21 protein-coding genes and 1 pseudogene are annotated in these 25,201 nt (G+C 70.5%); 12 read left to right on the top strand and 10 right to left on the bottom strand.

The annotated features are described in order from the left end of the window. Window positions 1-129: 129 nt before the first annotated feature. From ABZX90_RS27700 to ABZX90_RS27680, 5 genes are all read right to left on the bottom strand, one after another. Window positions 130-1,569, bottom strand: a complete 1,440-nt coding sequence (locus ABZX90_RS27700) for a HAMP domain-containing sensor histidine kinase (RefSeq protein WP_355209131.1) — start codon at window positions 1,567-1,569, stop codon at window positions 130-132. A gap of 336 nt (window positions 1,570-1,905) precedes the next feature. Continuing rightward, window positions 1,906-2,628, bottom strand: a complete 723-nt coding sequence (locus ABZX90_RS27695) for a response regulator transcription factor (protein WP_355209128.1) — start codon at window positions 2,626-2,628, stop codon at window positions 1,906-1,908. 131 nt (window positions 2,629-2,759) lie between these two features. After that, the gene (locus tag ABZX90_RS27690; RefSeq protein WP_351124328.1) at window positions 2,760-4,718 is read right to left on the bottom strand and encodes an amino acid transporter; all 1,959 of its coding nucleotides are present in this window, start codon (window positions 4,716-4,718) and stop codon (window positions 2,760-2,762) included. A gap of 340 nt (window positions 4,719-5,058) precedes the next feature. Continuing rightward, window positions 5,059-7,083: an APC family permease gene (locus ABZX90_RS27685; protein WP_351124331.1), complete on the bottom strand. Its 2,025-nt coding sequence runs from the start codon at window positions 7,081-7,083 to the stop codon at window positions 5,059-5,061. Window positions 7,084-7,219: 136 nt separating this feature from the next. Further along, entirely contained in the window at window positions 7,220-7,774 is a 555-nt protein-coding gene (locus tag ABZX90_RS27680; protein ID WP_355209124.1) for a hypothetical protein, read from the bottom strand. Between the two features lie 241 nt (window positions 7,775-8,015). Here ABZX90_RS27680 and ABZX90_RS27675 point away from each other — a divergent pair, with 241 nt between their 5' ends. The 8 genes from ABZX90_RS27675 (at window position 8,016) to ABZX90_RS27640 (ending at window position 16,248) form a co-directional block, all read left to right on the top strand. Then, window positions 8,016-9,851: an APC family permease gene (locus ABZX90_RS27675; protein ID WP_355209121.1), complete on the top strand. Its 1,836-nt coding sequence runs from the start codon at window positions 8,016-8,018 to the stop codon at window positions 9,849-9,851. 283 nt (window positions 9,852-10,134) lie between these two features. Next, complete coding sequence (gene kdpF, locus ABZX90_RS27670) at window positions 10,135-10,224, top strand: K(+)-transporting ATPase subunit F (protein ID WP_043188605.1); 90 nt, start codon at window positions 10,135-10,137, stop codon at window positions 10,222-10,224. Between the two features lie 8 nt (window positions 10,225-10,232). Beyond that, a complete protein-coding gene (gene kdpA / locus ABZX90_RS27665; RefSeq protein WP_351124340.1) occupies window positions 10,233-11,897 on the top strand; it encodes a potassium-transporting ATPase subunit KdpA in 1,665 nt (554 codons plus the stop codon). After that, window positions 11,894-14,023, top strand: coding sequence for a potassium-transporting ATPase subunit KdpB (kdpB, locus tag ABZX90_RS27660; protein ID WP_355209116.1), 2,130 nt, complete (start codon window positions 11,894-11,896; stop codon window positions 14,021-14,023). The genes kdpA and kdpB overlap by 4 nt, the downstream gene beginning before the upstream one ends. Before the next feature lie 5 nt (window positions 14,024-14,028). Continuing rightward, window positions 14,029-14,697 (top strand): potassium-transporting ATPase subunit C, encoded by a 669-nt coding sequence (locus tag ABZX90_RS27655; protein WP_355209113.1) that lies wholly within the window; start codon window positions 14,029-14,031, stop codon window positions 14,695-14,697. A 134-nt stretch (window positions 14,698-14,831) separates the two neighbouring features. Then, window positions 14,832-15,515 carry a response regulator gene (locus tag ABZX90_RS27650; protein WP_355209110.1) on the top strand — a complete coding sequence of 228 codons (684 nt, stop codon included), beginning with the start codon at window positions 14,832-14,834 and terminating at the stop codon, window positions 15,513-15,515. Between the two features lie 47 nt (window positions 15,516-15,562). Continuing rightward, a complete protein-coding gene (locus tag ABZX90_RS27645) occupies window positions 15,563-16,069 on the top strand; it encodes a GNAT family N-acetyltransferase (protein WP_351124350.1) in 507 nt (168 codons plus the stop codon). Window positions 16,070-16,122: 53 nt separating this feature from the next. After that, entirely contained in the window at window positions 16,123-16,248 is a 126-nt protein-coding gene (locus ABZX90_RS27640) for a hypothetical protein (RefSeq protein ID WP_351124353.1), read from the top strand. Window positions 16,249-16,264: 16 nt separating this feature from the next. Here the strand turns inward: ABZX90_RS27640 and ABZX90_RS27635 are convergent, their stop codons facing one another. From ABZX90_RS27635 to ABZX90_RS27620, 4 genes are all read right to left on the bottom strand, one after another. Next, on the bottom strand, window positions 16,265-16,951 hold the full coding sequence (locus ABZX90_RS27635) for a class F sortase (RefSeq protein WP_351124356.1): 687 nt from the start codon (window positions 16,949-16,951) through the stop codon (window positions 16,265-16,267). 285 nt (window positions 16,952-17,236) lie between these two features. After that, window positions 17,237-17,821 carry a hypothetical protein gene (locus ABZX90_RS27630; RefSeq protein ID WP_351124359.1) on the bottom strand — a complete coding sequence of 195 codons (585 nt, stop codon included), beginning with the start codon at window positions 17,819-17,821 and terminating at the stop codon, window positions 17,237-17,239. Window positions 17,822-18,123: 302 nt separating this feature from the next. Beyond that, on the bottom strand, window positions 18,124-19,545 hold the full coding sequence (gene lysA, locus ABZX90_RS27625) for a diaminopimelate decarboxylase (protein ID WP_355209105.1): 1,422 nt from the start codon (window positions 19,543-19,545) through the stop codon (window positions 18,124-18,126). Window positions 19,546-19,554: 9 nt separating this feature from the next. Next, on the bottom strand, window positions 19,555-20,004 hold the full coding sequence (locus ABZX90_RS27620) for an SAV_915 family protein (protein ID WP_355209102.1): 450 nt from the start codon (window positions 20,002-20,004) through the stop codon (window positions 19,555-19,557). 323 nt (window positions 20,005-20,327) lie between these two features. On the opposite strand from ABZX90_RS27620, the pseudogene ABZX90_RS27615 reads away from it, so the two are divergent. After that, window positions 20,328-20,606 (top strand): annotated as a pseudogene (locus tag ABZX90_RS27615) (SDR family oxidoreductase); the annotation flags it as partial. Between the two features lie 60 nt (window positions 20,607-20,666). On the opposite strand, the gene ABZX90_RS27610 reads toward ABZX90_RS27615, so the two are convergent. Continuing rightward, window positions 20,667-21,104 (bottom strand): hypothetical protein, encoded by a 438-nt coding sequence (locus ABZX90_RS27610; RefSeq protein ID WP_003974483.1) that lies wholly within the window; start codon window positions 21,102-21,104, stop codon window positions 20,667-20,669. Window positions 21,105-21,683: 579 nt separating this feature from the next. Between ABZX90_RS27610 and hemL the strand changes: the two genes are divergently transcribed. The 3 genes from hemL to ABZX90_RS27595 all read left to right on the top strand — a co-directional run bounded on the left by hemL (window position 21,684) and on the right by ABZX90_RS27595 (window position 25,163). Further along, window positions 21,684-23,000, top strand: a complete 1,317-nt coding sequence (gene hemL / locus ABZX90_RS27605; protein WP_351124368.1) for a glutamate-1-semialdehyde 2,1-aminomutase — start codon at window positions 21,684-21,686, stop codon at window positions 22,998-23,000. Further along, window positions 22,997-23,704, top strand: coding sequence for a histidine phosphatase family protein (locus ABZX90_RS27600; RefSeq protein WP_351124371.1), 708 nt, complete (start codon window positions 22,997-22,999; stop codon window positions 23,702-23,704). Before hemL ends, ABZX90_RS27600 begins: the two co-directional genes overlap by 4 nt. 196 nt (window positions 23,705-23,900) lie before the next feature. Continuing rightward, window positions 23,901-25,163, top strand: a complete 1,263-nt coding sequence (locus ABZX90_RS27595; protein ID WP_355209098.1) for a hypothetical protein — start codon at window positions 23,901-23,903, stop codon at window positions 25,161-25,163. Window positions 25,164-25,201: the final 38 nt, after the last annotated feature.

Genomic DNA, 25,201 nt, shown 5'->3' with positions numbered 1-25,201 from the left:
GCTTACGTTCGGATCGAGCAGCGGTTCCCTCGGAAGCTCACGTCTGATCCAGCGGCGACGGGCGGATGTACCGGCACGGCCCCGACCCACAACGAGACCGGCACCCGCGGGCGCCCCGCGGCGGGGTGCTTAGCTCTCCACCGTGAAGCCGATCACCGTGCCGCCGCCCTTGCGGTGGAAGGCGAACGGAGTGCCTCCATGGGCCGTGGCGACCTCGCGGACGATGGACAGGCCGAGGCCGGAGCCGGGCAGGCTGCGGGCGTCGGCGGCGCGGTAGAAACGGTCGAAGACGCGGACGAGGTCGTCGTCGCCGATGCCGGGACCGCGGTCGAGCACCTCGACGCGGACCGGCCCGGGACGGGCGGTCATGTCCGTACCGCCGCCGGAGTCACCGGACTGTGCTCCGTCGGTTCCCTGGGCGGGGCCCGCCACCACGACCTCGATCGGGGACTTGCCGCCACGGTCGAACTTGGCGGCGTTCTCCACGAGGTTGGAGACCGCGCGCTGCAGGGCGGTCGGGCGGCCGTCGACCGCGGTGTCGCCGGTGACGTGGACGGTGATCTCCCGCGCGGTGCGACGGCGCGCGACGATCGCGACGTCCTCGGCGAGTTCGGCGAGGTCGAGTCGTCGTACGGGCTCGGTGTCGGACTGACCGGCCGCGAGGGCGACGAGTTCGTTGACCAGGTCGGTCAGTTCCCGGGATTCCAGGGCCAGGTCGGCGACGAGTTCCTCGCGGGCGTCGGGCGGCAGTTCGTCGATCCGGCGGAGCATGGAGATGTTCGTACGCAGCGAGGTCAGCGGCGTACGGAGTTCGTGTCCCGCGTCCTGGACCAGGCGGCGCTGGTCCTCCTCGGACTGGGCGAGGCGGCCGAGCATCCGGTCGAAGGACCGGCCGAGCCGGGCCACCTCGTCGTACCCGGTGACCGGCACCTGGATGCCGAGGCGGCCGGTGCGCGCCACGTCCTCGGCCGCTCCGGCGAGCCGCACCAGGCGCCGGGTGATGCGCCGGGCCAGCCACCAGCCGAACAGCCCCGCGGCGATCACGACAGCCCCGACGAGCAGTACGGTCCGCTGCTGGAGCTCCCGGAGCAGATCCTCCGTGTCGCTGAACTGCTGGGCGACCTGCACCGCGCCCCGCCCGCCGCCGAGCGAGACGGTCGCCAGCCGGTAGCGGTCGCCGGCGACGTCGACGTCCCTGTCCTCTTCCAGCCTGCCCGCCCCGCCGTCGTCGGCGATGGCCCGGTCGTGCCTGTTCACGGGCAGCGGCGGACTGCCGCGGTCGACGATCGCACCGCCGGGCCCGAGCACCTGAACGTCGGTGCGGCTGGGCCGGATGATGTCGTCGAGGGGCCCGTCGTGGTCGGGGTCGGAGGACGCGAAGTCGCTCGTCTGCAGCGGGTGTTCACGCACCTGGTCGCGCAGGTCCTGTACGACCTCGGCGAACACCGTCTGCTGGTCGACGCGCACCAGCCGGGCGGCGGCGTCGTAGCTGAGGAACCCGACCAGGACCGTGACGGCGGCGGCGACGGCCGCGAAGGACACGGTGAAGGTGGCGCGCAGGGAGGACAAGCGGCGCAGCCGACGGGACGCCCCGGCTGACCGGGACCCCCACGAGAGCCGTGCCCGCCGGGCCTCCCACCGACGGCCTCCGTGCCCGGCGGCCGGGCCCGCGTCGCTGTCGCTGTTGCCGTTGTCGTGGCCGTTGGCGCCTGGTCCGGTCGGCCCCGGGCCGCTCGCAGCGCTGGGCGGGTTCCCGTCGGCGTTACCGGCGGAGCCCGCGGCGTTCGCGTCGGCGGGGTTTCCGACGTCGCTCCCGGCGGGCCCCGGCTCGCTCGGACGGCCGGCGGGCCCCGGATCTCCGGGGAGGGCGGGACCCGAGGGGTGGCCGGACGGCGCCGGTGGCACTCAGTCCTCCCTCAGGACGTACCCCACGCCCCGGACGGTGTGGATCAGCGCCGGTGCTCCCGGCTCGTCGAGTTTGCGCCGCAGGTAGCCCACGTACACGGCGAGGTTCTTGGAGCCGGGGCCGAAGTCGTAGCCCCAGATCCGGTCGTAGATGGTGGAGTGGTCGAGGACGATGCCCGCGTTGCGGAGAAGCAGTTCGAGGAGTTCGAACTCGGTCCGGGTCAGTTCCAGCTCGCGCTGCCCGCGCCAGGCCCGGCGTGCCTGGATGTCCATGCGCAGCCCGGCCGCGGAGATCTGGGTGCCGGACGTCTGGGGCTCCCGGGGCGCGGGCGCCGGTACGTCGTCGAAGGCGCCGCTCCCGGTGCGGCGCAGCAGGGCGCGCAGCCGGGCGAAGACCTCCTCGACGTCGAACGGCTTGACCACGTAGTCGTCGGCGCCCGCGTCCAGGCCGGCGATACGGTCCGCGGTCTCGACGAGCGCGGTGAGCATCAGGATCGGTGTGCGGTCGCCCTCGGCGCGCAGCACGCGGCACACCTGGAGGCCGTCGATGCCGGGCATCATGACGTCGAGGACGAGGACGTCCGGTGGGGTGCGGTGGGCCTGGGCCAGCGCCTCCACCCCGTCGGCCACGGCCGTCACCTCGTAGCCCTCCAGCGTCAGTGCCCTTTCCAGGGCATGGCGGATGGCGCGGTCGTCCTCGGCGAGCAGCACATTCTGGGGCACCTGCCCAGTGTGCCAAGCCGTCGGAGGCCTGCGACCTGGTGAGCGGGTCCGTGACCGGCCTTCTTACCGGCCTCTCACCGCGTTCCGGTGTGTCGGCCCCCGCGGAGGGAGCCGGGGCCCCGGCTCCCCGGTCAGCCGACGTGCACCCGTGGCCGTCGTGCGCGGTCGGGCTCGGCCTCGCGCAGAACCTCTCGGGTGACGGGGGCGACCTCGCCCTGGCCGAAGAGGAAGAAGCGCAGGAAGTTGGTGAAGGGGTTGCCCTCGGTCCACTCGAAGTAGATGTGCGGGATGCGGCCCGTGGTGTCGCGGACGTGCAGCAGCAGGGCGGCGAGGGCGTTGGGGATGGAGGCGGACTCCAGGGTGAGGACGCGGTAGCGGCCGTGCAGGACTTCGCCGCGTACGTTCATGACCGACTCGAACTCCGAGGGGTCGCCGACGGTGACCTCCAGGAAGACGAAGTCCTCCTGGGGCGGGAGGTCGTGGTCGGCGCGGATCTGCTCGATCTTCTCGCGGTACTCGGTGAGGTCGCGCTTGTCGGGCTCGTTGGCGATGAACCGGATCCGGCGGCTCGCGATGTCCCGTACGAACCGCTCGGCCATGTCGTCCATGGTCATGCTGGTCACGCGCAGTTCGAACGCGCGGGCGAGCCTGGAGAGCAGGGAGACGAGGATGATGCCGGCGATGAAGCAGGCGCCGATCTTCACACCGTCGGGGCGCTCGATGACGTTCACGACGGTCGTGTAGAGGAAGACCGCCGAGATGACGGCGAAGGCGTTCGTCCAGTGTTTCTGGCGGGCCTTGCGGGCGGCGATGGTGACCGCGATGGCGGCGGAGCTGATCAGGACGAGGACACCGGTGGCGTACGCGCCGCCCTGCGCGTCGACGTCGGCGTCGAAGATCCAGGTGACCAGGAACGCGATCAGGGTGAAGACGATCACCATGGGGCGGACGGCGCGCGCCCAGTGCGGGGCCATGCCGTAGCGCGGGAGATACCGCGGCATGAGGTTGAGCAGTCCGGCCATGGCGGAGGCTCCGGCGAACCACAGGATGGCGATCGTGGAGACGTCGTAGACCGTGCCGAAGGCGTTGCCCAGGTACTCGTGCGCCAGATAGGCGAGCGCGCGGCCGTTGGCCTGGCCGCCCGGCTCGAACTCCTTCTCCGGGATCAGTACGGTGGTGATGAAGCTGGTCACGATCAGGAAGACGCTCATGATCACGGCGGAGGTGGTCAGCAGCTTCTTCGCGCCGCGGATCCGTCCGGCCGGCTTCTCCTCGGTGTCGCCGGGATCGCCCTCCACGTGCGGCATGACCGCGACACCGGTCTCGAAGCCGGACAGGCCGAGCGCGAGCTTCGGGAAGACGAGCAGGGACACCCCGATCATCGCGAAGACGTTCCCGTGTTCGGCGGTCAGGGCGGTGGTCCAGTCGGTGACGACGTACTCGTGGGTGATCACCTGCCAGATTCCCGACACCGCGACCACGACGTTGAGCGCGAGATAGATGGCCACCAGCACCACCGCGACGCCGATCGCCTCCAGGAAGCCCTTGAGGAAGACCGCGCCCAGCAGGGCCACCAGGAACAGGGTGATCACCATCTGCTTGTCGTGCAGCGCGTCGTTCAGATGAGGGTTCTCCACCAGGTGGGTGGAGGCGTCGGCCGCCGAGAGGGTGATGGTGATCAGGAAGTCGGTGGCGGCGAAGCCCAGCAGGGTGAGGACGAACAGCTTGCCCTTCCAGAAGGACAGCAGACGCTCCAGCATCGCGATGGAGCCCTCACCGTGCGGGCTCTCCTCCGCGACCCGGCGGTAGACGGGCAGTGCGCCCGCCAGGGTGACGATGACGAGCACGATGGTCGCCACCGGGGACAGCAGTCCGGCCGCGAGGGCGGCGATGCCCGGCTGGTAGCCGAGGGTGGAGAAGTAGTCGACGCCGGTCAGGCACATGACGCGCCACCAGCGCTGCCCCTTGTGCACGGGCGCGGGCTCGGCCTGCCGCGGCAGTTGGCGGCCCTTGCTCTTGCCCATGTCGGACAGGCCTTCCAGCATCCACGCCCGCAAGCGGCTCGGCGGGGCGGGCTCGGTGCTGGCCATCGGTGACTCTCCTGACGTACGGCTCTTCGATCGGTTCCGGCCATCGAGGAGACGGCGCCATCAGCGTATGCAGAGAGTGATCCATGGGCCCATGCGTCCAGGGACCCCAGGCGTCAAGCTTGCGTTAAGACCGGCCGGTCGCGCATCACGGGGGCGCCAACGGGTGGAGCTGCGGAGATGCTCCTTTCGGCGAGAAACGGACACCCCGTTCGACTGAACGGCGGGTGGGCAGTGGTCCCGCGGCCGCCTGTGACCGAGCCTCGGCTACCGGCTACCGGCTACCGGCTACCGGCTACCGGCTACCGGCTACCGGCTGCCGGCTTCCGACTGCCGGTTCCGGCTATCCGCTGCGTGGCCGCGGAGGCACCTGTGGCTCGCCCCGGCGGACGGACCCCGGTGCCCGGGGCGCCGGGTGGTCGGCGTGGGCCGAGGAGCTGAGCTGCCAGGGCACGCTCGTCACCATCACACCCGGGGTGAAGAGCAGCCGGCTCTTGAGCCACAGCGCGGACTGGTTGTGGAGGAGGTTCTCCCACCAGTGGCCGACGACGTACTCGGGGACGAAGACGGCGACGACATCGCGCGGGCTCTCGCGGCGCACCGAGCGGACGTACCCGACGACCGGCTTGGTGATCTCGCGGTAGGGGGAGTCGATGATCTTCAGCGGTACGTCGATGCCGTACTCCTCCCAGCGCCTGCGCAGTTCGGCCGTCGCGTCCGGGTCGACGGAGACCGTCAGCGCCTCCAGCCGGTCGGGGCGGACCGCGTGCGCGTAGGCGAGGGCCCGCAGCGTCGGTTTGTGCAGCGTGGACACGAGCACGATCGCGAACACCCGGCTGGGCGGCACGAGTTCACCGTGGGGGTCGGTCACCGCCAGCTCCGCCGCCGTGGAGTCGTAGTGGCGCCTGATCGCGCGCATCATCACCCACAGCACGGCCGCCGAGAGGACGGCCAGCCACGCGCCCTGTGTGAACTTGGTCGTCAGGACGATGAGGAGGACCAGTCCGGTGACGACCGCGCCCACCGCGTTGATCACGCGCGCCGTTTGGTGGCGGCGGCGGGTGGCCGGGTCGGGCTCGCCGCGCAGCTCACGGTTCCAGTGCCGCACCATGCCGAGCTGGGAGAGCGTGAAGGAGGTGAACACACCGAGGATGTACAGGTGGATGAGGCTGGTGACGTTCGCGCGGAAGCCCCACAGCAGCAGGCCCGCGACGATCGCGAGGGCCAGGATGCCGTTGGAGAAGGCCAGCCGGTCGCCCCGGTTGTGCAACTGGCGGGGCAGATAGCGGTGTTGCGCGAGGATCGAGGACAGCAGCGGGAAGCCGTTGAAGGCGGTGTTCGCGGCGAGGATGAGGACGAGGGCCGTGACGGCCTGGATGAAGTAGAAGCCGAAGCTGTTCTCCCCGCCGAACACGGCCGCCGCGATCTGCGCGATGACCGTGCGCTGCGTGTAGGTGGCGCAGTCGCCGCTCAGCCCCGTGAGCCGGCAGGCGTCGTTCGTGATGTGCACCTTCGAGACCAGCGCCAGCGTGGTGACGCCGACGAACATGACGACCGCGAGGCCGCCCATCACCGCGAGGGTGGTGGCCGCGTTGCGCGACTTGGGCTTGCGGAACGCCGGTACGCCGTTGGAGATCGCCTCCACGCCGGTCAGCGCCGTGCAGCCGGAGGAGAACGCGCGCAGCACCAGCATCACCAGGGCCAGGCCCGCGAGGTGCGCGTCGGCGGGGGCCGGCGTGATGCCGTAGGCGGCGCTCTCGGCGACCGGCGGGTTCCCGAGGACGTAGCGGATCAGGCCGGTGACCACCATGATCAGGATGCCGCCGATGAACAGGTACGTCGGCGCGGCGAAGGCCCGTCCCGACTCGCGCATCCCCCGCAGGTTGATGGCCGCCAGGACCGCGACGAAGCCGATCGCCATCGGGACCCGTTGGTCTGCGAGCCCGGGGATCGCCGAGATGATGTTGTCGACGCCGGAGGCGACCGAGACGGCGACGGTCATCACGTAGTCGACCAGGAGCGAGGCGGCGACGACGAGACCGGCCGAGGGGCCCAGATTCGTCGACGCCACCTCGAAGGAGCCGCCGCCGCTCGGATAGGCGTGCACCACCTGCCGGTACGACAGCACCACGACGGCCATCAGTGCCACCACCGCGCCCGCGATCCACGGCGTGAAGTGTAGATACGCCAGTCCGCCGAGGGTGAGGACGAGCAGGATCTCCTGCGTCGCGTACGCCACGGACGACAGCGGGTCGGAGGCGAAGACCGGCAGGGCCAGCCGTTTGGGCAGCAACGTCTCGCGCAGTTCCTCGCTGCGCATCGCCCGCCCGATCACCAGCCGTTTGAGGATCCCCGTCACGTTGAGCACGGGCGGAGGGTAAGCCCGCGGAGGGGGGTACGGACGCTCCCGACACTCCGTCAGACTCCGGTACTCGGTCGGGTCCTGGTACGCGGTCAGGCTCCGGTACTCGGTCGGGTCCCGGTACTCAGTCCAGTCCCGGCGCTCAGTCCAGTCCCGACACCTTGAACACCGTCAGCGCCGTCTCGCGGTCGATCCGTTCCGAGACGCGGCGCAGTGCCGTCGCCCCGCAGGTGAGGGAGCCGCGCAGTGCGGAGACGCGGGTGTCCTCGTCGAGGCGGTGCCACAGCGCCGGGTTGTCGACCAGGACGCGGGGGTCGATCTCCACGCGCGTGCCGAAGGTGTCGCGCAGGACGAGCCGCCGGCCGACGCCGTCCAGGCAGCGCACGGACACCAGATGGTCGGTCCGTACCCGCCGGGTGCCGAACAGCCCGCGGGTGGACAGCCAGCCCTCGCCCGCGGCGACCCGGGTGGGGCACAGAACGAGGAAGAGCAGCGCCGCGAGCGTGACCCACAGCAGGGCGCGCAGGTCGGTGAGGGTGCCGGCGGCCCGGTCGATCAGGAGCAGAAGGGCGAGGAGGACGCCCGCGCAGCGGATCGAGCTGCGCAGGTCCCGGGCCCAGAGAAGGTCGTGTGCCACTTCCGCGGCGGGTGGTGGGGGCACCTCGTCCGCTTCACACGGATCGTTGCGGCGTTCCATGGGTCCGACGGTAGAGAACCGGAGGGCCGAGGACGCCCTGCCTTGACGGGTCTCTGATGGACCGCGGCGTCAAGGTTGCGACAAGGACGGCGGGATCGGCGCGAAGATCCCGCAAGGGGTGCGCGCGCCGGTCCGGGGCCGGGAACAACCTGGGCGCAGCCGCACACCGCCTCCCCGCGTGTGCGGCTCCTTAAGCGAAGGCCCCGCGAGGGCCCGCCCCGAGCCGAGGAGCACCCGCCCCATGTCCGTCCTGACCGCCGCCCCCGGTGCCGCCCCCGCCGAAGAGGAACCCCCGGATACCGGCGAGCGCCACCGGCTCACCGCCGTCACCGGCCTGGCCGCACTCTCCCTGGACGCGATGGCGTCGGTGGCGTACGGCCCCGAGGCGATCGTCCTGGTGCTCGCCGCCGCCGGTGCGCACGGTCTCGGTTTCACGTTGCCGGTCACCCTCGCCATCGCCGGTCTGCTCGCCGTGCTCGTCGCCTCCTACCGGCAGGTGATCGCCGCGTTCCCGGACGGCGGCGGCTCGTACGCCGTCGCCAGGACCCATCTCGGCGCCCGTACGAGCCTGGTGGCCGCGGGCTCGCTGGTCCTGGACTACGTGCTCAACGTGGCCGTCGCCGTCACGGCCGGGGTGGCCGCCCTGACCTCGGCCTTCCCCGGGCTCTACGGCGACCGGCTGTGGCTGTGCCTCGCCGTGCTCGCGCTGATCACGGGCGTGAACCTGCGCGGCATCGTCGAGTCCGCGCGGGCCTTCATCGTGCCGACCGTCGTGTTCGTCGGCTCGGTCTTCGTGCTCATCGTCGTGGGCCTCTTCCGGTCCGGACCCGTCAGCACGGCCGCCGCCGACGGGCACGCCTCCGTCCTCGCCGACAACGCCACCACGGTCGGCGCCCTGCTCCTGCTGAAGGCGTTCGCCTCCGGGTGCAGCGCCCTCACCGGCGTCGAGGCCCTCGCCAACGCCGTGCCGTCCTTCCGTGTCCCGCGCGCGAAGCGGGCCCAGCGCGCGGAGGTCGCCCTCGGGGCCGTCCTCGGCGCGATGCTGATCGGGCTGTCCGTACTGATCTCGCGCTTCCACCTCCAGCCGGTCGAGGGCGTCACCGTCCTCGCCCAGCTCGCGGACGCCTCGCTCGGCCACAACTGGGCTTTCTACGTCATCCAGTTCGCGACGATGGTCCTGCTCGCCCTCTCCGCGAACACCTCCTTCGGCGGGCTTCCGGTCCTGCTGAAGCTCCTCGCCCGCGACAACTACCTGCCGCACGTCTTCGCGCTCAAGGCCGACCGCCAGGTGCACCGGCACGGTGTGCTCGCGCTGGCTCTCGTCTCGGCGGGTCTGCTGGTCTTCTCCGGCGGCGACACCAACACGCTCGTGCCGCTCTTCGCCATCGGTGTCTTCGTCGGCTTCTCGATCGCCCAGGTCGGCATGGTCAGGCACTGGCGCCGGGAGCGGGGGAGCGGGTGGCGGGGCAAGGCCCTCCTGAACGGATGCGGCGCCGTGCTCACCGGTGTCTCCGCCGTCGTCGTGACCGCCACCAAGTTCGCGGACGGTGCCTGGCTGATCGTGATCGCGCTGCCGCTGCTGGTGGCCGCCTTCGAGACCGTGCAGCGGGCGTACGCGCGGATCGGGGAGCGGCTCGGCCTCGGGCGTATCCCGGAGCGGCCGCACCGTGACCGTTCCGTCGTGATCGTCCCGGTGTCGAACCTGTCCCGGCTCACCTGCGAGGCGCTGAACGCCGCCGGCTCGCTCGGCGACGAGGTGCGCGCGGTGACCGTGTGCCACTCCGACCCCGAGGACCGCGCTCACGCGGCGGCGCTGGAGGCGGCCTGGGAGCTGTGGAACCCCGGAGTGCCCCTCGTCAGGGTCGCCTCCGAGCGCCGCGCCCTGGGGCGCCCGATCGCCGCGTACGTGCGCGAGGTCGCCGCACCCGGCACCCGGGTCACCGTGCTGATCCCCGAGGTCGAGCCCGAGCGCTTCTGGCAGCGGCTGCTGCAGAACCAGCGGGGCGCCGTGGTCGCGCACGCGGTGCGCCGGGACACGGACGCGGTGATCTGCCGTCTGCGCTTCCGGCTGTCCTGAGCCGGAAGCCGGACGCCGGCCAGGGCCCCCGCGGGACGGTGTGCGGGCCCCGGAGCAGGGGTTCCGCCGCGCCCCGTAAGGGATGTGTCAAAGGCGGACCGCGCTCCGTATGGGAGGCGTCAACGGTGGCCGAAACCGGCCGGAAAGGCGTTCTCCTCTAACCGTCAGTTCCATTCGATCCGCATCTCATCTAGGAGCTCACGATGGCCGACGTGGCCTTCGTCGTCACCACGATCGCGGTGTTCGCGCTGGTGGCCCTCGTCGCCAAGGGGGTGACGAAGCTGTGACCGCCGAGAACATCGTCGGCCTTGTCGTGGCCGTCGCCCTGCTGGGCTATCTCATCCTCGCCCTCGTCTTCCCGGAGAGGTTCTGAGCCTCGATATGAGCCCCGTCCTCGCCGGCGTGCTTCAGCTGCTGGCTCTCATAGCGGCACTGGCACTCGCCTACCGTCCCCTCGGCGACTACATGGCCCGGGTCTACTCCTCCGACAAGCACCTGCGCGTCGAGAAGTGGATCTACAAGGGCATCGGCGCCAACCCGAACACGGAGATGCGCTGGCCCGCCTATCTGCGCGGTGTCCTCGCCTTCTCCGCCGTCAGCGTTCTCTTCCTCTATCTGCTGCAGCGCCTGCAGGGTCACCTGCCCGGTTCGCTCGGCTTCTCGGCGATCGACCCGGACCAGGCGTTCAACACCGCCGCGTCGTTCGTGACGAACACCAACTGGCAGTCGTACTACGGCGAGCAGGCCATGGGCCACGTCGTGCAGACCGCCGGTCTCGCCGTCCAGAACTTCGTCTCCGCCGCCGTCGGCATCGCGGTGGCCGTGGCCCTCGTACGCGGCTTCGCACGTTCGCGCACCGGCGAGCTCGGCAACTTCTGGTCCGACCTGGTGCGCGGCACGGTCCGCATCCTGCTGCCGCTGTCCGTCGTCGCCGCGGTTGTCCTGGTGGCGTGCGGCGCCATCCAGAACTTCTCCGGCATCCACGAGGTCGGCCAGTTCTTCGGCGGCTCGCAGCAGTGGAACGGCGGCGCGGTCGCCTCGCAGGAGGCCATCAAGGAGATCGGCACCAACGGCGGCGGCTACTTCAACGCCAACAGCGCCCACCCCTTCGAGAACCCGACCCCGTTCACGAACCTCTTCGAGATCTTCCTGCTGCTGGTCATCCCGTTCGCACTGACCCGGACGTTCGGCCGGATGGTCGGCTCGCTGCGCCAGGGCTACGCGATCCTCGCCACGATGGTCACCATCTGGATCGGCTTCACCGCGCTGATGATGTGGACCGAGTTCCAGCACCACGGTCCGGCGTTCGACATCGCCGGCGGGGCGATGGAGGGCAAGGAGACCCGCTTCGGTGTCGGCGCCTCGTCGATCTTCGCGGTGGCGACGACGCTGACCTCGACCGGTGCGGTGAACTCCTTCCACTCCTCGTTCACCGGTCTGGGCGGCGGCATCACCATGCTGGGCATGCAGCTCGGCGAGATCGCGCCCGGTGGTACCGGATCCGGCCTCTACGGCATGCTGATCATGGCGATCATCGCGGTGTTCATCGCCGGTCTGATGGTCGGCCGCACCCCGGAGTACCTGGGCAAGAAGATCGGCACCCGCGAGATCAAGTTCGCGGCCCTGTACATCCTGATCACCCCGGCGCTGGTGCTCGTCTTCACCGCGGCCGCGATGGCCCTGCCCACCCCGGGCAACTCGATGACCAACAGCGGCGCGCACGGATTCTCCGAGATCCTCTACGCGTACACCTCGGGCGCCAACAACAACGGCTCGGCCTTCGCCGGTCTGAACGCCGACACCCAGTGGTTCAACACGACCATCGGGCTGGCCATGCTGCTCGGCCGGTTCGTGCCGATGGTGTTCGTTCTCGCGCTGGCCGGCTCGCTCGCCGAGCAGAAACCGGTCCCGGCGACCGCGGGCACCCTGCGCACCGAGAAACCGCTGTTCACAGGGCTGTTGGTCGGAGCGATCCTGATCATCACCGGCCTGACCTACTTCCCGGCCCTCGCGCTGGGCCCGCTGGCCGAGGGGCTGGCGTCATGACCACTCGTACAGAGAACCAAGAGGACTCGATGTCCACAGCCACCCCGACCCGGGCGCCGCACAGCGATGTGCCGACCGGCCACAAGGACGAAGGAAAGGTCGGCGCGGGTCTGTTCGACCCCAAGCAGCTGCTGAGGTCGCTGCCGGAGGCCTTCCGCAAGTTCGACCCGCGGGTGATGGTCAAGTCGCCCGTGATGTTCGTGGTCCTCGTCGGCTCGGTGCTGACGACGGTCTTCTCCTTCAAGGACCCGGGCGACTGGTTCGGCTGGGCGATCAGCGCCTGGCTGTGGCTCACCGTCCTGTTCGCCAACCTGGCGGAGGCGGTGGCCGAGGGACGCGGCAAGGCGCAGGCGGACACCCTGCGCAAGGCCAAGACCGACACGGTGGCCCGACGGCTGGTGGGTGACCGCGAGGAGCGGGTCCCCGGAACCGAGCTGCGCGTGGGCGACCTGGTCGTCTGCGAGGCGGGCGACATCATCCCCGGCGACGGTGACGTCGTCGAGGGTGTCGCGTCCGTCGACGAGTCGGCCATCACCGGCGAGTCGGCTCCGGTCATCCGCGAGTCCGGCGGCGACCGCTCGGCCGTCACCGGCGGCACGAAGGTCCTCTCCGACCGCGTCGTCATCAAGATCACGACGAAGCCCGGCGAGACCTTCATCGACCGGATGATCGCCCTGGTCGAGGGCGCGGCACGGCAGAAGACGCCCAACGAGATCGCGCTGAACATCCTTCTCGCGTCCCTGACCATCGTCTTCCTGCTCGCGGTGGCCACCTTGCCGCCGTTCGCCGACTACGCGGGCACGCACCTCACGATGGTCGTGCTGGTGGCCCTGCTGGTCTGTCTGATCCCGACCACCATCGGTGCCCTGCTCTCCGCGATCGGTATCGCGGGCATGGACCGTCTGGTGCAGCGCAACGTCCTCGCCATGTCGGGCCGTGCGGTCGAGGCCGCCGGTGACGTCTCCACCCTGCTGCTGGACAAGACCGGCACCATCACCCTCGGCAACCGTCAGGCCTCGGAGTTCGTCCCGGTGACGGGGACGACCGAGGCCGAGGTCGCCGACGCCGCCCAGCTGTCCTCGCTGGCCGACGAGACACCCGAGGGCCGCTCCATCGTCGTACTGGCCAAGGAGCGGTACGGGCTGCGCGAGCGGCACCAGGGTGAGCTGTCCGGTGCCGCGTGGATCGCCTTCACCGCCCAGACCCGGATGTCGGGCGTGGACGTCGACGGCAGGAAGATCCGCAAGGGCGCGGCCGGTTCGGTCATCACCTGGGTCAAGGAACAGGGTGGCGAGGTGTCCGCGGACGCCGACACCCTGGCCAACCGGATCTCCGAGGCGGGCGGCACCCCGCTGCTGGTGGCGGTCCAGGACGTGCGCGGCGCCCGGATCCTGGGCGTCATCCACCTCAAGGACGTCGTCAAGGACGGCATGCGCGAGCGGTTCGACGAGCTGCGCCGCATGGGCATCAGGACCGTCATGATCACGGGCGACAACCCGCTGACCGCCAAGGCGATCGCCGAGGAGGCGGGCGTCGACGACTTCCTCGCGGAGGCGACCCCCGAGGACAAGATGGCGCTGATCAAGCGGGAGCAGGCGGGCGGCAAGCTCGTCGCGATGACCGGCGACGGCACCAACGACGCCCCCGCCCTGGCCCAGGCCGATGTGGGCGTGGCGATGAACACCGGCACCTCGGCCGCCAAGGAGGCCGGGAACATGGTGGACCTGGACTCCAACCCCACCAAGCTCATCGAGATCGTGGAGATCGGCAAGCAACTGCTGATCACCCGGGGCGCGTTGACGACGTTCTCCATCGCCAACGACGTCGCCAAGTACTTCGCGATCATCCCGGCGCTGTTCGCGGCGGTCTACCCGGGCCTGGACAAGCTCAACGTCATGCGCCTGTCCTCGCCCGACTCCGCGATCCTCTCCGCGGTCATCTTCAACGCGCTGATCATCATCGCGCTGGTGCCGCTCGCCCTGCGGGGTGTGCAGTACCGGCCGGTCAGCGCCGACAAGCTGTTGCGGCGCAACCTCGGGATCTACGGCCTCGGCGGCCTGGTCGCGCCCTTCATCGGCATCAAGATCATCGACCTGCTCATCTCCCTCATCCCCGGAATCGGCTGATCCCCATGAACAACTCGGTTACGAACACGGCCCGGTTGCTCTGGGCCGGCCTGCGGGCCCTGCTGGTACTCACGGTCATCTGCGGCGTGCTCTACCCGCTGGCCGTCACCGGTATCGCCCAGGGTCTGTTCTCCGACCAGGCGAACGGCTCGGAGATCGAGGCGGACGGCAAGGTCGTCGGCTCCTCGCTCATCGGCCAGGCCTACAACCTGCCGCTGAAGAAGGGGCAGGAGACCCCGGAGCCCGACCTGAAGTGGTTCCAGGGCCGCCCGCAGAACGGCCTGGGCGCCAACAGCGTCAACACCCAGTACAAGCTGATCCTGTCCGGCGCCACCAACCGTTCCGGTGACAACGCCGACCTGATCAAGTGGGTCAAGGACGCCAAGGCCGCCGTCGTCAAGGACAACTCGGTCCCCGGTTACACGGTGAGGCCCGCGGACGTACCGGCCGAGGCGGTCACCTCCTCCGGCTCAGGCCTGGACCCGGACATCTCCCCCGACTACGCGGACATCCAGGTGCACCGCGTCGCGGCCGAGAACCAACTGCCCGTCGCCCAGGTGCAGAAGCTGGTCGACGAACACACCGACGGCCGGACCCTCGGCTTCATCGGTGAACCCCGCGTCAACGTGCTCGAACTGAACATCGCGCTCAAGGCACTCGTGGCGAAGAGCTGATGGGTTTACGTCCACCACCTGGGAGTTGGCGACTCGGGAGACCTCCGCAATCGCCAACTCCCCGACGACGCTTTCCGCGTGATCCGGCGGTCGTCACCGCTCGATCCTCTCTACGACAGGAAAGGCCCCTACCGATGACCCGGGTGCTCGTGGCGGAGGACGACCCCCAACTCGTACGGGCGCTCCTGATCAACCTGCAGGCGCGCGGATACGCGGTCGACGCCGCCCCCGACGGCACCACCGCGCTGCGGATCGCCGCCGCGCGCCGGCCCGACGTGATCCTCCTGGACCTCGGGCTGCCCGACATGGACGGCTCGGACGTCATCAGGGCCCTGCGCGGCTGGACCCGCGTCCCGATCCTGGTGGTGTCCGCGCGCCGGGCCTTCGAGGAGAAGGTGACCGCGCTCGACGCGGGCGCCGACGACTACATCACCAAGCCGTTCAGCATGGACGAACTGCTGGCCCGGCTGCGGGCCGCCGTCCGCCGCACCGAGACCCCGGCGCTCGACCCCGAGACCGTCCTGGTCACCACCGGCGACTTCACCGTCGACCTGGCAGCCAAGAAGGCCACCCGCGCCGGGCACGACATCCGCCTCACGCCCACCGAGTGGCAGCTGCTGGAGATCCTGGTCTGCAACCCGGGCCGGCTCATCACCCAGCGTCGGCTCCTCCAGGAGGTGTGGGGTGCCTCCGTCGGCAACAAGACCAACTACCTGCGGGTGTACATGGCCCAGCTCAGACGGAAGCTGGAGGCGGACCCCTCCCACCCGCGCCATCTGATCACCGAGCCGGGGATGGGCTACCGCTTCGAGGCGTGAGAGAAATCGGGAGGCGCGACGGCCGGGGCGGATGGAGACTCGGGCGCATGACCGAACTCGTGGCACCACCCCGGCTCGTCCCGCCCACCACGGCCGTACGGGACTCGTATCTGGCCGGCGAGCGGGCCGACTGCGTGGCCGAGGGCAGAAGCACGGAGTGGATCGGTCCGGCGGTCGACGACTTCGCGGCCTTCGTCGAGCAGCGGCGCGGTGTGCGGACCCGCTGGGGCGTTCCGTCCACCCTGCTCTGGTACGTCTCCGGCACGCACTACCTCGGCGCCCTCGTCGTCCGGCACAGCCTCACCCCGGAACTGGCCGAGGTCGGCGGCCATGTCGGCTACCACGTGGTCACCCCGTGGCGCCGCCGAGGCCACGCCACGCGGATGCTCGCGGCGGGCCTCGACGAATGCCGCCGTCTCGGACTCGACAGCGTGCTGCTGACCTGCGCCACCGACAACGAGGCATCCCGTCGAGTGATCCGGACCAACGGCGGCGTCCCCGACGGCCGGTCGAACGGAGAGGACCGCTTCTGGATCGGCCTCGGGAGCGCGTGAACGGCCCCTTGCTGCCGCAGAGTTCAAGGAGTCGGCGATCCCGGAGAAGTTCCGTGGACGACGCCGTCGGCAAGGCGGAGAAGGTCGCCGCGGCCTACCGCGACTACGCGGGAGGCACTGACAAGGCGGCCACGGTGACCGTCTACAACGTCTACGGCGACTCGCTCGTGACCCGGTAGCCGGACCCTCGCCCGGTCAGACGAGGTGGGCGAAGACCACCAGGTTGTCGGTGTAGTCCTTGGCGGAGCGGTCGTAGCTGCCGGCGCAGGTGATGAGGCGGACCTGGGCGTCGGAGGTGTCGGCGTACACCCGGGCGTCGGGGAAGTCGTCCTTCGCGAAGGTCTCCGCGCTGTCGACGACGAAGGACGCCGTCCGCCCGTCGGACCGGTCGACGCTGAACTTGTCGCCCTTCTTCAGGTCGCTCAGACCGGCGAACACCGCGGCGGAGGTCGTCGTGTCGACGTGCCCGGCGATGATCGCCGCACCGATCTCGCCGGGGGAGACGCCCTTGGCGTACCAGCCGACCAGGTTGGTGTCGTTCGGGGGCGGGGGCTGGAGCTTGCCCGAGTCGTCGATGGCGAGGTCGGTGAAGGGCGCGTCGACCGAGATCTTCGGGATGAGCAGACGGGTCGGCTCGGCCCGCGGGAGATGCTTTCCGGCCGGGCGATCGGCCGAGGGCTCCCTGGAGGCCGAGGGCGCGGGGGCCGCCGCCGCACGGGAGGCATGGGAGGGGCCGGACGGTTCGTCATGGCCCCGGAACAGGGTCATGGCCAGAAGGACCGCGATACCGGCGCACCACACGATCCACGTCACACGACGCCGGGAGTTCTGGCCGGGCGACAGGTACGGGCTCTCGGAAGGAGAGGACAACCGGGCTGCCATCGGGTACCACCTCATCGGGTCGGGCAGCGGAGCGGACAGGGCGGGAACTGCGGGAACAGCAAGACCGGGAAGAGCGGGAAGCGCAGCAGGAGCGAGAACGCCAAGAGCAGCAAGAGCAGCAAGAGCGGGAAGCTCAGTAGGAGCAGCAGGAGTGCAAGGAGATGGGTCGGCGACGGGAGCGGGAGACGGGGAAGGGGTGCGGGCGGGGAGGCGTAGGGGGAGAGCAGGCCGGGCCGCCACGGGGTGCGTGGGTGGCGGCCCGGGCCGCTATGTCGTCAGGCATGATCAGGCCACACCGCCCGCGGCGCTTCGGCGACGCAGCGCGTACACGCCCGCGGCCGCGACGCCCAGGATCGCGACTCCACCGGCCGTGACACCCGGCGTGGCCAGCCCGCCGCCACCGGTGTGCATGCCGCCGTGGGGCTTGCCGTGCTCCGAGTCCTTCTCCCACGAGCCCTTGTCGTGGCTTGAGTCCGAGGAGTCCTTCTCCCACGAACCCGAACCCTTCTCGGAGTCCGAGGAGCCCTTCTCCCAGGAACCGGAGCCCGAGGAGTCCTTGTCCTTGTAGGTCTCCGGGTCGTACTTCTTGTCGTCCTTGGACCAGTCGTCGGCCGTGATGGTCGTCAGCGCACCGCCACCGGTGTGCACGCCGCCTTCCGGCTTCTCGTGGTGCCAGGAGCCCTTGCCGTGGTCGCTGTCCTTGTCGTGCTCCTTGCCGGCCGAAGAGTCCTCGTGCTCCTTGCTGGAGGAGGAGGAAGAGGAGTCGCCGTGGTCCCAGTCGCCGGCCGAGACGGCGTAGGCGCCGGGGGCGGCGATCGCGAGAGCGGCGGTGGCCGTCGCGGCAGCGAGGAGCATGCGGGCAGATCGCATTGTCGGAGTCCTTCCGTCGCGACCAGGCAGCTGACCTCTTGTCAGCAGACAAAAACCCGGCCCGACGTGATCCACCGTCAGTCCGATGTGCGAAGCGCACCACTTGAGAAGCTCGCCCGGCCCACGGCCGAGGTCCCGCCCGGCGGCCGCCCTGACGACCGCCGGAGGGTCGACCACCCTCTCTGACCTGCTGATTCGCCGTGGGAGCTCGGCGTCCGGCGGGCCTGTGCGGGTTCCCACACATGACCCGATCGGCGGCGACACGTCTGCTCACCCCGATGGGCCGCGCGGGGTGCGCGGCGTCAGATCCCCACGTCCCGACGGCTCATGTCCTCCAGCGACTCACGGCGTACGAGGATGCGGGCGATGCCGTCGGACACCGCGACCACGGGAGGACGGCCGACGAGGTTGTAACCGGAGGCCATGGAGAGTTGATAGGCGCCGGCCGCGGGGACGGCCAGGAGGTCGCCGGGGCGTACATCGCCCGGGAGCGCCACCTCGTCGGCGAGGATGTCGCCGGCCTCGCAGTGCCGGCCCACGACGGTGACGAGGCGAGGCGGTGTGCGGGAGGCTCGGCCGATGAGCCGGGGCGCGTACCGGACCCCGTACAAAGCGGGCCTCGGGTTGTCGCTCATGCCTCCGTCGACGGCGACGAAGGTGCGTTCGCCGGTGCGCTTGACGGCGAGGACCCGGTAGACGGCGACCCCGGCGGGGCCGACGACGGCCCGCCCCGGCTCCAAAGTCAGCCGGGGGAGCGGGAGTCGGGCGCGATTGCAGCCGCTCTTCAGTTCGGCGCGAACCCGGTCGGCCAGCACGGAGACGTTCATGCTCTCCTCGCCGGGCCGGTGGGCGATGGCGTGGCCGCCGCCGATGTTCAGCTGGGGGAGGACGATCCCGTGCTGGTCCCGGACCCGGGCCAGCAGCCCGACCATGCGGCGCACGGCGGCGACGTACGGCTTCACGGAGGCGATCTGCGAGCCGATGTGGCAGTGCAGTCCGACGAGTTCGAGGTGCGGCTGGTCGAGTATCCGGGTGATTGCGTGCCGGGCCGAGCCGTCCGTGATCGACAGGCCGAACTTCTGGTCGTCCGTTCCGGTCCGCACCTTCGCGTGACCTCCGGCCGCGATGCCGGGCACCACACGCACCATGACCTTCTGCCGGGTGCCGGACGGGGTGATCGCGGCGAGGCGCGCGATCTCCGACGTACTGTCCACGACGATGCGTCCGACGCCGAGGCGCAGGGCGGTGCGCAGATCCTCCGGGCTCTTGGCGTTGCCGTGCAGCACGATCCGCTCGGGCGGGAAGCCAGTCGTGACGGCGAGCGCGAGTTCCCCGGCGGAGCAGACGTCCAGGCCGAGGCCCTCCTCCCGTACCCAGTGCGCCATCGCCCGGCACAGGAACGCCTTCGCCGCGTACACGACGTCGGCCTCGGGGAACGCCGCGCGGTAGGTACGGCAGCGGTCCCGGACCTCCTGCTCGTCCAGGACGTAGACGGGGGTACCGAAGCGGTCGGCGGCCTCGGCGAGAGAGACCCCGGCCAGCGAGAGGTCGCCGTCGGGGGCGGGGCGGGTGGACCGTGGCCAGACGGAGAGGCTTTCGGTGCCTGTGCCTGTGCCTGTGCCTGCGCCGGTGTTGGTGTCGGGGCTTGTGGGGGTTTTCGCGGGTCGGGTTTCGGTGGCCCGGACGGCGGGTCCGGTGATCACGGGCAGTTCCTGGACGGACATGGTGCCTCCTCAGCCGATCAGCAGGTTCGGACGGGCGGCGGCGACGGCGGCCGTGTCGGTCACCCGCGGGGCACCGGCGTACTGGGGATGCCACGGGCGCGAGGAGTTCTCGCGCTCGCGGACAGCGGCAGCGGCGGCGGCGCGGTCGGCCGCGGGGGCGGGGAGCTGTGGATCGACGGTGACGGCGGTGACGCCGAGGGGCGCAGCGAGCGCGCGCAGCGCGGGTTCGGAGAGCCGGATCCAGGTCTGGTCGGTGCCGAGCGCGACGGTGAGCTTCGCAGCCGAGGTGAATCCGACGGCCGTACGCGCGCCGAGGGGGGTGCGGAAGAAGCGGGCCGTGCAGCCCGTGGGTCCCGGCCGGACGGGGACGAAGAGAGGTCCGGGAAGCCGAAGCCCGTGACGTCCGGCCGGGAAACGTTCAGAGGGTTCGGGATCCTCGGAACGGTCGAGTGGGGACATGTGCTGCTCCTCGTAGAGGGTGACGTGCGGTGGGTGGTGTGCGCTGCCCGGCCTGGTCGGCCGGGCACTCCGGTGAAGCTATGCCCGGCCGACCGGGGTCCGAGCGTCCCGCTGACAGATGCTTGACGGCGGGCGCCGCAGACGTAACGGGATGTTGACGGGCCCCGGGGTCCGGGGCCCGCGCGGGGACGCCGACGGCTCTCCCGGAAAGCGCCGAATCGCGTGGCGAACAGGGTGCGGCGCCTCGCTGCCACCGCGGCCCCCGTTCCGATCAGCCCCCGGCCGCGCTCCTGACACACTGATCGGCCGTGCGGGCGAGGGAGGCGGTCATGCGAGACGGCCTCGGCTGTCTGCTCTGCGCGCGCCGCGCCGTACGGGAGATGACCGCGGCCGGCGGGAGCACGATCGTCGACGTCTCGTCCGCCGCGGCGACCCTGGGCGGCCCGGGCCAGTACGTCCACCACGCCGCGGCGAGGGGGGCCGGTATCCCCATGGGTCGCGCGGGCGGGCCGGAGGAGATCTCCGGCGCGGTGGCCCGGCTGCTGTCGGACGACGCCTCGTACACGACGGGCGCGGTACTGCGGGTGGCGGGCGGGTTTTAGGAGCCCCGGAGCGGGCCGGGTCCCAGGGAGGCGCGGGTCAGATGCCCGGGAAAACCCGCGTCACGGCCACACCAGGCAGTAGGGCTGGTGCCCCGCCTCATGAAGGCGGTGCGAGAAGTCCTGCCATTCGTGCAGGAGCTGGTAGACGTTGAACGCGTCGCGCGGGCCGCCCCGGTCCGGGACGGTGGACCAGATGAAGGCGGCCGCGCCGACGGCCTCCTCGCCTATGCCGCGCAGTGGGTCGACGACGGTCATCGGGAGCTTGACCACGGCGTAGTCGGGGTGCAGGACGACGAGTTCGAGCGGCGGCACCTTGTGCAGGGGGACGCCTTCTATGCCGGTGAGGACCATCGCGGCCATCGTCTCCGGCTTGATCTTGGTGAACATGCCGTTCATGCCGAGCTCGTCGCCGCCGAGTTCCTCGGGGCGCATCGAGATCGGGACCCGGGCCGCCGTCGCGCCGTCCGGCGCGCCGAAGTATTTGTACGTCACCCCCACCCGGCCACCATTCCCGCTCTCCGACCGCAGCCGCTCCACCGCGCGGTCGATCCGCTCGGGGTCACTCTGCGATCCCTGTGCCTGTCCAGCTCTTGCGCCTGCCGCTTCCTCCGCCTCGCGCCGGTGCTTCCCCCGCCGGGCACGCCGAGGGTTGAGGTCGTCGGTCCCCTCGCCCAGTCCGCCACCGCGATGCATATCTCCACCCGACTGCTTTTCTAAGTCGCGCGACCCCCGCCACGCAACCCGATCATCGTGACAGTGACCTCCCCCACGGTCGCACGCCGAAACGTACGCCGAAACACCTGTCCGCGGGATCTTCGCGGCCCCTGAACACCGTCGTTCATGTGAGCTGTCCGTTCGTAGCCCAGTTTCGCAGATGGCCGGGGGAACGAGCCCGGTTGTCGTACCGGGCTCCGTCACACCGGCCCCACGATGGCCGGGATCATTCCTCTGTGGAGCCGTACGTCGGGCCGGGTTCATCCGTTCACGGTCCCCTGTTCTTCCCCTCACGGCTCCCCGGGGCCCCTGGCCTACCCTGAGGAGGTCACTAGCCCCCCGGAGTCGGAGACGTCGCAGGTCATGACCGAACTGCCTTATTCCTACGAAGCCCCAGCCTCGCAGTCTCTATTCGACCGTGCGGCGGCCGTCACGCCCGGTGGCGTGAACTCTCCGGTGCGCGCCTTCCGCGCCGTGGGTGGTACGCCCCGGTTCATGGTGTCCGGTACCGGTCCGTATCTGACCGACGCCGACGGCCGTGAGTATGTCGACCTCGTCTGTTCCTGGGGTCCGATGATCCTCGGGCACTCCCACCCCGAGGTCATCGCCGCCGTTCAGGACGCCGTCTCGCGCGGTACCTCCTTCGGCACGCCCGGTGAGGGCGAGGTCGCCCTGGCCGAGGAGATCGTCGCGCGCGTCGAGCCCGTCCAGCAGGTCCGGCTCGTCTCCAGCGGTACCGAGGCGACGATGTCGGCCATCCGGCTGGCCCGCGGGTTCACCCGGCGGTCGAAGGTGATCAAGTTCGCCGGCTGCTACCACGGGCACGTCGACTCGCTGCTCGCCGCGGCGGGCAGTGGGCTGGCGACCTTCGCGCTGCCGGACACGCCCGGTGTCACCGGCGCCCAGGCCGCCGACACCATCGTCCTGCCCTACAACGACCTCGAAGCCGTGCAGGCCGCCTTCCACGCGCACCCCGGTGAGATCGCCTGTGTGATCACCGAGGCCTCGCCCGGGAACATGGGTGTGGTGCCGCCCGCGCCCGGCTTCAACCAGGGCCTCAAGGACGCCTGCGCGAAGAACGGCGCCCTCTTCATCTCCGACGAGGTCATGACCGGCTTCCGCACCAGCAGGGCCGGCTGGTACGGGATCGACGGCGTTCGTCCCGACCTGATGACCTTCGGCAAGGTCATGGGCGGCGGCTTCCCGGCCGCCGCGTTCGGCGGCCGGGAGGACGTGATGGCGCACCTCGCGCCCGCCGGGCCCGTCTACCAGGCGGGCACGCTCTCGGGCAATCCCGTCGCCACCGCCGCCGGGCTCGCACAGCTGCGGCTGCTCGACGACGCCGCGTACGACAAGATCGACGCGGTGTCGGAGCGGATCCGGACGCTGGTGACCGAGGCGCTCACCAAGGAGGGTGTGACCCACCGCCTGCAGAGCGCCTCCAACATGTTCTCCGTCTTCTTCACGGGACGTGAGGTGCGCGACTACGAGGGCGCGAAGGCGCAGGAGTCCTTCCGCTACACCGCGTTCTTCCACTCGATGCTGGCGCAGGGTGTGTATCTGCCGCCGTCCTCGTTCGAGTCGTGGTTCGTGTCGACGGCCCACGACGAGCAGGCGGTTCAGCGGATCGCCGACGCCCTTCCGGCGGCGGCGCGGGCAGCGGCGGAGGCCACGGCATGAGCGACCCCACTGGCAACGGCACGACCGGCAGCGGCGACATCACGGTCGTCCACGTGATGCGCCACGGCGAGGTCGCCAACCCGGACGGGGTGCTCTACGGGCGGCTGCCCGGGTACCACCTCTCCGAGCTCGGACGGCAGATGGCCGACCGGGTGGCCGAGCACCTCACGTCGCGCGATGTCACGCATGTCGTGGCCTCGCCGCTGGAGCGGGCCCAGGAGACGGCCACGCCGATCGCGAAGGCCCACGGCCTCGACCTGGCGACCGACGGGCGGCTCATCGAGGCGGACAACGTCTTCCAGGGCAAGACCTTCGGTGTCGGGGACGGCGCGCTGCGGCGGCCGGAGAACTGGAAGCACCTCGTCAACCCCTTCAAGCCGTCCTGGGGCGAGCCGTACGTCGACCAGGTCGTGCGGATGATGGGGGCGCTGGACGCCGCCAAGGACGCCGCGCGCGGCCACGAGGCGGTGCTGGTGAGTCATCAGCTGCCGATCTGGATCGTGCGCAGCTATGTGGAGAAGCGGCGGCTGTGGCACGACCCGCGCAAGCGGCAGTGCACGCTGGCGTCCCTGACGACCTTCACCTACAAGGGCGACAAGATCGTGTCCGTGGGCTACACCGAGCCCGCGCGCGATCTGGTTCCCGCTCATCTCCTCGCGGGCGCCAAGCCGGTGAAGGGCAAGGACAAGGCGTTCGGAGCCTGACGGGCGAGCGTTCGGGGCCTGACGGGCAGACGTTCGAGACCTGACGGGCAAAAGCTGAGAAGTCCGGCCAAATGAGCGCATCTTCGTAAAATCATATAAATCTGCGCGCGTTAGACGGAACCACCGACTTCATCGTGCCCTCTCATGGGTTGCCAGCTGAGAGCCAGCTGAGAGGGTGCGATGAAATGGGGACCGTATGCGGGACGTCAGCCGGAGGGGAATGATCGGCCTCGGTGCAGGTGCCGCGGCCGCGCTGGGACTTGCCGCGTGCGGCACCACCGCACAGGGGGACGCCACGGGTCATCCCGGCGGTTCCCCCACGTCCGGCACCGGCCGGCCCGGCGCTCCGAAGAAGCCGGCCGCGCGTCCCATCGGCGACGGCTCCACCGCCTACACCGGCAAGCAGCCGCACCAGCCCCAGCACCCCGTGCCGCTGGAGCCCGGTGAGACGCCGCCGCAGTTCGTGGTCTTCTCCTGGGACGGCGCCGGAGAGGTCGGCACCGGTCTCTTCGACCGCTTCCTCCAGCTCGCCAGGGAGAACGACGCGCACATGACGTTCTTCCTCTCCGGGCTGTATCTGCTGCCCGAGTCGAAGAAGCGCGCGTACGACCCGCCGAACAACCCCCGCGGCGCCTCGGACATCGGTTACCTGAGCGACGACCACGTCAGGTCCACGCTGAAGCTGGTCCGTCAGGCCTGGCTCGACGGCCACGAGATCGGCACCCACTTCAACGGCCACTTCTGCGCCGGTTCCGGCTCGGTCGCCAACTGGACGCCCCGCCAGTGGCACAGCGAGATCGAGCAGGCCAAGTCCTTCGTCACCGAGTGGCGCACCAACACGGGCTGGACCGATCTGCCGCCGCTGCCCTTCGACTACGAGAAGGAGCTCATTGGGGCCCGCACCCCGTGTCTGCTCGGCCAGAACAACCTGCTGCCCGCCGCACGGGAACTCGGCTGGCGCTACGACGCCTCCTCGCCCGGCGGTGTCCAGCGCTGGCCGCAGAAGAAGCAGAACATGTGGGACCTGCCGCTGCAGGCGATGCCCTTCCCCGGGCACCGCTTCGAGGTCCTCTCGATGGACTACAACATCCTCGCCAACCAGTCGGTCAACTCCACCCGGGCGCCCTCGTACAACTACCCGGCCTGGCGCACCCAGGCGGCCGACTCGTACGTCGCGGGATTCAAGCGGGCATACGAGACAAATCGCGCACCCTTCTTCATCGGCAACCACTTCGAGGAGTGGAACGGCGGCATCTACATGGACGCCGTCGAGCACGTGTTCACGCACGTCGCCCGGGAGAAGGAGAAGGGCGGCGACGTGCGCATGGTCTCCTTCCGTCAGTTCGTGGACTGGCTGGACGTACAGAGGCCCGACGTACTGGCGAAACTCCAGTCGATGGACGTGGCGGAGCAGCCCACCGGCGGCTGGAACTCCTACCTCCGGGGGCAGGCCGCCTGAAATGCGGGTTTCCACCCGCAAGGGGGGTGCGGAAGATC

This window comes from Streptomyces sp. NPDC002935, from assembly GCF_040611295.1.
Taxonomy (GTDB): domain Bacteria; phylum Actinomycetota; class Actinomycetes; order Streptomycetales; family Streptomycetaceae; genus Streptomyces.
Note: the sequence above shows the minus strand (reverse complement) of the source record. Positions and strands in the feature narration are given on the sequence as shown.